We start from the raw sequence: 6426 nt of genomic DNA, 5'->3' as shown, positions 1-6426 counted from the left end.
TGCGTCCGTCTTCCTTCAGATTCCGCCTCACGGCGGACACCCTTGACTTTCGCTAACAGTTCCTACTGCCAAGTCTGTAGTGGACTTTCACCACCAAGTTGTCGCCCATGCCGGGCGCACGAAAAAACCAGCATCCGGGCGGGATGCTGGTTTACCTCTTCAATCATTTTCTTCCACAAGCATGAACCGGTCTCCGTTAGACAGATTGTCCAGAAGAAGCAGATGATTGTCTGCTATCTTACCGATGACATTGACTCGCTCATCTGCTGGATAATCCTTCTTCGTTATCTGCACTTCCCCCGAATACCGCTTGTAGCCTTCATTATCCAAAGTCACAGATCCTCTTGTTCGTGATGTAGTATGCGCCGCACTCACTGTTCTCCCCGGCTGGGCATACCCACGTGACTCCTGCACACGAATAAGTGTTGACGGAGAATCTACCCGAACTGTAAACGGCTGGTCATACAGATAACGATTCTCCTCGGAAAACTTAACAGGAAGCCGGACGAGGCCATCCCTGCTATACGCCAGAATCAGGTCCAATTCTTTATCAGACAGTCTGACATCTCCCACAAATACATTATCTACAGCATACCGTTTCACTAGATCCACGTATTGTGCGTATGGCGACTGTGACCGGTGTGCTTCAAGCGTCGGAAGTCCCTCGTATATCGGCCCTCTAGGCTCCTCATCCCCAGTTATGAAGGCTCCTAATCTGCCTGAAGCAGCTCGAATCGCCTGGTTCATTTTGACAAACTGCTCAGGCTCCAGCCCTGTTTCCGGCCTTGGATAAAAATTGTGCATATATAGGGCGTCTGAAAACTGTTTGTCAGTCTCCCGAACTGTTGAAGCATTGAATGTCAGATCCAATGCCTCATCCAGTTCGATCGTATCCAGATCAAACCCGTAGTCGAGCCGGACGTTGTTCAGGTGAAGACGTTCAGCTAAGGTGTTCAATGACTGCTCATTAAATTTTTCAATCGTGACCGGTGAGACGTCAGCGATCACATAAAACTCATTGTCCGCGAGCCATTGACACATGTCTTCAACTTTATTGACATAATCCCGAGTCATTTCTTCACTCATATGAAGTGAGGTGAAAATAGGTGTGCCTTGTCCTTTTAACTGTTCAAGAGCCGGCTTCTGTTTCTCGAAATGGGAAACATAGACCGAAAACCCTAAAGATTTAGACATGCTCAATGTCCTTAGCTTTTATGAACAGGAAGGTAATGATGAATCCGGCAACGTAAGAAAGCAGGATGCCGATTCCATAGTGCAGCATGCCGTTCCCCTGCATCAGCGGAAGAGCGACCCATCCAGAAGGACCCCAGGCATTCGCCATAACGCCCATCAGCATGACATAAGCGCCACCGAATCCGGCACCAAGACCAGCTGTAATAAATGGTTTACCTAAAGGCAATGTGACACCGTAGATAAGTGGTTCACCGATACCCAGTATTCCAGCAGGCAGTGCTCCTGAAATGACTTGCTGCAGGCGCTGGTTCTTGGCTTTTTTAGCAACGATGAAGATAGCAATTGCAGCACCGACTTGACCGGCTCCAGCCATTGCAAGCACTGGGAACAATGATACGCCGCCTAGCGCTTCAAGTTGAATGGCATAAATTGGAATCAGGCCGTGGTGCAGTCCAAGAAGAACCATTGGAAGAAACACCGCTGCAAGAATGTAACCGGACAGAACACTGACAAACATATTTTCAGATCCGATGATGACACTTAAGGCATCTACCAGGAAGTCTGAGGCGAATCCTGAAAGTGGCATAATAACGAAAGCCATCAGCAGTACAGTGATGAGCAGGGTGATAACTGGCGTGACGATCAGGTCCAGTACATCAGGCACACGTTTACGAACAGCTTTTTCTATCTTAGATAATATATAGACCCCGAAGATGACTCCGATGATTCCGCCTTTACCTGTTGTAAGAATGGAATTCAACGGCTCTTCTGCATCGTAAAGCCCAACTAAAGTGGACAGTTCAACTAGTGGAGCAGCGATTGATGCCGCACCGATCATTCCACCCAGTGCTTCAGTTGCTCCAAAACGTTTAGCTGCATTCACACCGGTGAAGATTGCGAAGTAACCGAGGAAGCTGTTTCCGATGAGAGCAAACGTGATTCGCATGCCGTCCCAGAACTCTCCACTGATTGTTCCTTCACCGAGCATTGTTCCAAGAAGACTACTGAATCCCTGGAAAATACCGGCTGCAATAATAGCAGGAATCATTGGAATAAAGATATTTGCGATCAGTTCCAGTGCACTTTTCAGTTTACCTTGGTTCTGGCGGTCTTTGACAGCCTGTTTGTTGTCCTGCCAGTTATTGGAAGAGTCTGAAGATGATGGAACGTTATATGTTTCAATCAGTAAGTCAGCCAGTTTCTTCGCTTTCCCAGGACCAACGACAACTTGAAGGGTCTCAGCATCTACTACGCCCATGACCCCTTCAGTATTTTTAAGGGTATCCTGGTCGATCTTGCTTTTATCCTTAATATTCATACGAAGGCGTGTCATACAGTTAGTGGCAGAATTGATATTTTCCGTACCACCAACGGCTTCTACGATTTCTTTAATCAGGGTTTCATTGTTTTTAACATTGACTATTCTCCTTTTCTTATAAAGCTTTTCTGATGTGTCCCTGCGATTCTTCCAGTTTTTTAACAGCAGTGTCTTTGTCGATATCTAATAAAATCATAATTATGGCTATTTTGACTTTTCCGTCACTGGCTGCTAAAGTTTTTCTGGCTGTTTCCCTGTCTGCATCGGTTGCCTTCATGACAATATTCTCAGCACGGGATACGAGCTTTTCATTTGTCGGCTGAACATCGACCATCAGGTTCTTGTATACTTTTCCGATCCCTACCATGGATAGAGTAGACAGCATATTCAGAATCATTTTCTGAGTCGAGCCTGCTTTCAGACGAGTCGAGCCTGTCAGCACTTCCGGTCCAGGGACCGCTTCTATGGCAATCTTTGCTTCATTTCCTATTGCACTGTTCTTGTTGCAGGCGATAGCTATGGTCGGCGTGCTGATTTCATTGGCATAGCTCAGCGCACCGATGACATAAGGTGTTCTGCCGCTCGCTGCCAGTCCCACGACGACATCGTTTTCATTTAACTCTATAGCTTTGAGATCTTCCTTACCCATTTCTCTGCTGTCTTCTGATCCTTCTATGGCCTCTGTAAATGCCCGCTGGCCTCCTGCGATCAGACCGACAACTTGTTCTTTTGGTGTACCGAAAGTTGGTGGGCATTCCGCCGCATCCAGCACACCAAGGCGTCCACTCGTACCGGCGCCAGTATAAATCAGTCTCCCTCCTTTTTTCAGCTGGGTTGTAATGACTTGAACAGCTTCCTCAATTTCAGGAATCACCTCCCCAATGGCTTCTGCAACCTTCTTATCTTCACTGTTCATAATCGTCAATGCTTCTTTTATACTCATTTCATCCAGATTCATCGTGTTCGGGTTCTGTTTCTCTGTTTCCATTTTTCCTAATTCTACCACTAGTCTCGCTCCTTCTTGATCTGTGTTTTCTCCAGGATTTCGAGGGATTGTTCATACATTCTATTAATAAAGCTGGTATATAAAATATCTACGACATTCAGCTGAGCAATTCTGGAAGACATCGCTCCACTTCTGAAACTGAACTCACTGGAGGCCACATAAAGAGAGTAATCTGCCATCTGGTTGATTGGTGAATCTCCCGTTTTGGTAATGGAGATGATCTTGGCTCCGTTCTCTTTAGCTACCTTGGCGCACGTGATCATTTCCTCAGTCTGTCCTGAATAGGAAATGATAAGCGCCACATCTTTTTCGCTCATGTTCTTTGCCATCAACAGCTGCGTGTGCCAGTCTTCGCTGACATAAGACATTTTGTTGATCCGCGTGAACTTCAGCTGAGCATCTTTAGCTACAATTAGTGATGCCCCGATACCAAATATAGACAGCTTTTCGCATGTCAAAATCTCTTCCACAGTTGCCTTAATGACATCGTTATCAATTAACTGCGCTGTTTCTTCCAGAGAAAGAATATTCTTATGGGTGACCTTCTTGACAATCTCATCCACTTCATCTGTCCTCGTGAGATCAGATATATTCTTTTCTTTATAGTTTGACCGGATTGCCTGCTCATATATCAGGTCTTTCGAAAAATCTTTGTATCCTGTGTACCCATTCTTCTTGCATAGTCGAATAATTGTCGAAGGCGAAGAAAAAGTCTTCTCTGCAAGTTTGTAGATTGTCAGCCTACTCGCTTCATCCGGATGTTTCAGAATGAAATCGATCACTGCCATTTCTGTCGGACTTGCTACTTTCTTGTATTCTTTTAATCTGATCGTTGCTATGGCCATAGTCTTATCTCCTTCTTCATCTTTATCTTATCAGTATAAAACTAAGTGTCAATGAAACGCTTACTATATGGAACATAGTACCACACAATGATGTATTCGATTCCTATATATGAATTTTTAATGAAACTTTTTGGTTCTTCCGAGGAATATTGTTTTATAGTTGATGGGTTTTGACAAACATGGCCGAATTACCTATAGTTATCTGGTATGACGGATCCATCACTTTGATTTAAACACCGTCATGTAACTTTACATATAACATAACCGTGCGGAGGACATTTGCGTGAAGAAAATCATCTTTATCTTAATCATTTACCTGACTTACATCAGTCTCGGCCTGCCGGATTCACTCTTAGGTGTTACCTGGCCTGAAATGCAGTCTGACTTTCCTGTTCAGCAAAGTGCGGCAGGTATCATCTCCATGACTGTAGCTGCCTGCGGGGTGCTGTCCAGTTTGCAGACCGCTCGTCTGACCAGAAAAATGGGAACGGGCAAGCTTGTGTTCACTAGTGTGCTCCTGACTTCTTTAGGCCTGGCCGGATTCGCACTATCCCGGCACTTTTACTTCCTGCTCGTTGTTGCGCTTCCGCTGGGATTAGGGGCCGGTGCAATCGACACCTCCTTGAACAACTATGTTTCAGCAAACCTTAAGGCTTACCACATGAACTGGCTTCATGCTTTCTGGGGTGTAGGCGCAACAGCCGGTCCTCTGATCATGGGCTTCACCCTCAGAAGTCAGTTCTCCTGGCGTGTCGGTTATGCTGTGATTGCCGGGATACAACTCCTGATTGCTCTCGTTCTTTTCTTCTCTCTTCCTATGTGGCAGAGCGAATCCACTGTCCGGGCTCAGGATGATAGCCTGTCCCTTACACCGTCACTCTTTAAAAAAAACAAGGCCATCGGTTACTCCCTTCTATCTTTTCTGATTTATGTATCGATTGAAGGAGTCGTGTTCCTATGGGGGAGCACCTATCTGATCAATATAAAAGACCTGACACCGGCAACAGCCAGTTTTATCCTGTCCATCTTCTTTACCAGTCTAACGCTTGGACGAGTCGCTTCCGGCTTCGTTACCTTCTGGCTGTCTAATCAGAAAATTCTCTATTTAAGTATGGTCCTGCTGATAGTAGGTATCGGTGCCACCGCATTTGGAACTGATGCCTTGCTATACATCGGGCTGGCTCTAATCGGTCTGGGCTGTGCTGCGATTTTCCCGACAATGATGCATGAAACGCCTCGTCGCTTCGGTGATCAGCTCTCCAGTAGCATCATCGGGCTCCAGGTCGCATCCGGTTCCGTCGGCATCATTGCTGTTCCGCCACTTCTAGGTGTGGTGTTCCAGTCGATCGGTATTGATCTGTTTCCAGTCTTTCTTGCTGCACTGACACTCATGCTGTTCGTTCTGACTGTACTGATCGACAGGACACATCAGAAGAACTTATAGGCACTGCTTCTTCAGTAAGCCGACTATGATAAACTGTAAGCAAAGGAATACCACACTGAGAGAAGGTCATCCAATGAAAACCGCTCAGCAATGGATCAAGGATCTCGATCTGAAGCCGCATCCCGAAGGTGGATATTACCGGCAGACGGATCTGTCCGACACCCAGTACAATAAGCCGGACAGATACTTGCCCTTATATACTAACATCTATTTTCTACTGACGGAAAACAACCCGTCTCATTTTCATCGGCTGTCTTCTGATGAACTATGGTTCTTCCACGACGGCAATCCACTTACGGTTCATTCTCTGACTCCAGAAGGGACATATACTGAGACGACCCTGGGACTGGAAACTGACCAGCAGCTGCATCATACCCTGGCGGCCGGAACCATTTTCGGATCAACTGTCGAACAAGGCTACGCACTGGTCAGCTGTGCAGTCATCCCAGGCTTTGATTTTTCGGAATTCAGACTCTTTACTAAAGACGATCTGGTGAACTACCCACCACTTAAATCCTTTGGATTTTGAAGTGGGGGCTTCCTACGAACTCCATTCTTGTCTGCACAGACTTCATACAGACAGAGGAATCGGATAGGGGTAGGCTCAAAAGGCAGTCCC

6 protein-coding genes are annotated in these 6426 nt (G+C 46.2%); 2 read left to right on the top strand and 4 right to left on the bottom strand.

Translation table 11 applies throughout. The features are described 5' to 3' along the window. Positions 1–159: 159 nt before the first annotated feature. From ACYQ2O_RS09760 to ACYQ2O_RS09745, 4 genes are read right to left on the bottom strand one after another with little or no spacing between them, the layout of a single operon-like run. Entirely contained in the window at positions 160–1194 is a 1035-nt protein-coding gene (locus ACYQ2O_RS09760; RefSeq protein ID WP_459796512.1) for a MupG family TIM beta-alpha barrel fold protein, read from the bottom strand. Beyond that, positions 1187–2578, bottom strand: a complete 1392-nt coding sequence (locus ACYQ2O_RS09755) for a PTS transporter subunit EIIC (RefSeq protein WP_459796515.1) — start codon at positions 2576–2578, stop codon at positions 1187–1189. The genes ACYQ2O_RS09760 and ACYQ2O_RS09755 overlap by 8 nt, the downstream gene beginning before the upstream one ends. A 49-nt stretch (positions 2579–2627) precedes the next feature. Further along, positions 2628–3500, bottom strand: a complete 873-nt coding sequence (gene murQ / locus ACYQ2O_RS09750) for an N-acetylmuramic acid 6-phosphate etherase (protein ID WP_459796513.1) — start codon at positions 3498–3500, stop codon at positions 2628–2630. Between the two features lie 17 nt (positions 3501–3517). Continuing rightward, positions 3518–4363 carry a MurR/RpiR family transcriptional regulator gene (locus ACYQ2O_RS09745; protein WP_459796511.1) on the bottom strand — a complete coding sequence of 282 codons (846 nt, stop codon included), beginning with the start codon at positions 4361–4363 and terminating at the stop codon, positions 3518–3520. Positions 4364–4646: 283 nt separating this feature from the next. Here ACYQ2O_RS09745 and ACYQ2O_RS09740 point away from each other — a divergent pair, with 283 nt between their 5' ends. Both ACYQ2O_RS09740 and ACYQ2O_RS09735 read left to right on the top strand, forming a co-directional pair. Beyond that, positions 4647–5807, top strand: a complete 1161-nt coding sequence (locus ACYQ2O_RS09740; protein WP_459796509.1) for an MFS transporter — start codon at positions 4647–4649, stop codon at positions 5805–5807. A gap of 73 nt (positions 5808–5880) precedes the next feature. Further along, the gene (locus tag ACYQ2O_RS09735) at positions 5881–6336 is read left to right on the top strand and encodes a cupin domain-containing protein (protein ID WP_459796508.1); all 456 of its coding nucleotides are present in this window, start codon (positions 5881–5883) and stop codon (positions 6334–6336) included. The last annotated feature ends 90 nt before the right edge of the window (positions 6337–6426 follow it).

The organism is Alkalibacterium sp. m-11, from assembly GCF_054658155.1.
This window is presented reverse-complemented; position numbering and strand designations above follow the sequence as displayed.

Excerpts from the sequence above, each read along its gene's own strand:
- murQ (WP_459796513.1), bottom strand. The coding sequence starts at position 3,500 with ATGGAAACAGAGAAACAGAACCCGAACACGATGAATCTGGATGAAATG.
- ACYQ2O_RS09735 (WP_459796508.1), top strand. The coding sequence starts at position 5,881 with ATGAAAACCGCTCAGCAATGGATCAAGGATCTCGATCTGAAGCCGCAT.
- ACYQ2O_RS09760 (WP_459796512.1), bottom strand. The coding sequence starts at position 1,194 with ATGTCTAAATCTTTAGGGTTTTCGGTCTATGTTTCCCATTTCGAGAAA.
- ACYQ2O_RS09745 (WP_459796511.1), bottom strand. The coding sequence starts at position 4,363 with ATGGCCATAGCAACGATCAGATTAAAAGAATACAAGAAAGTAGCAAGT.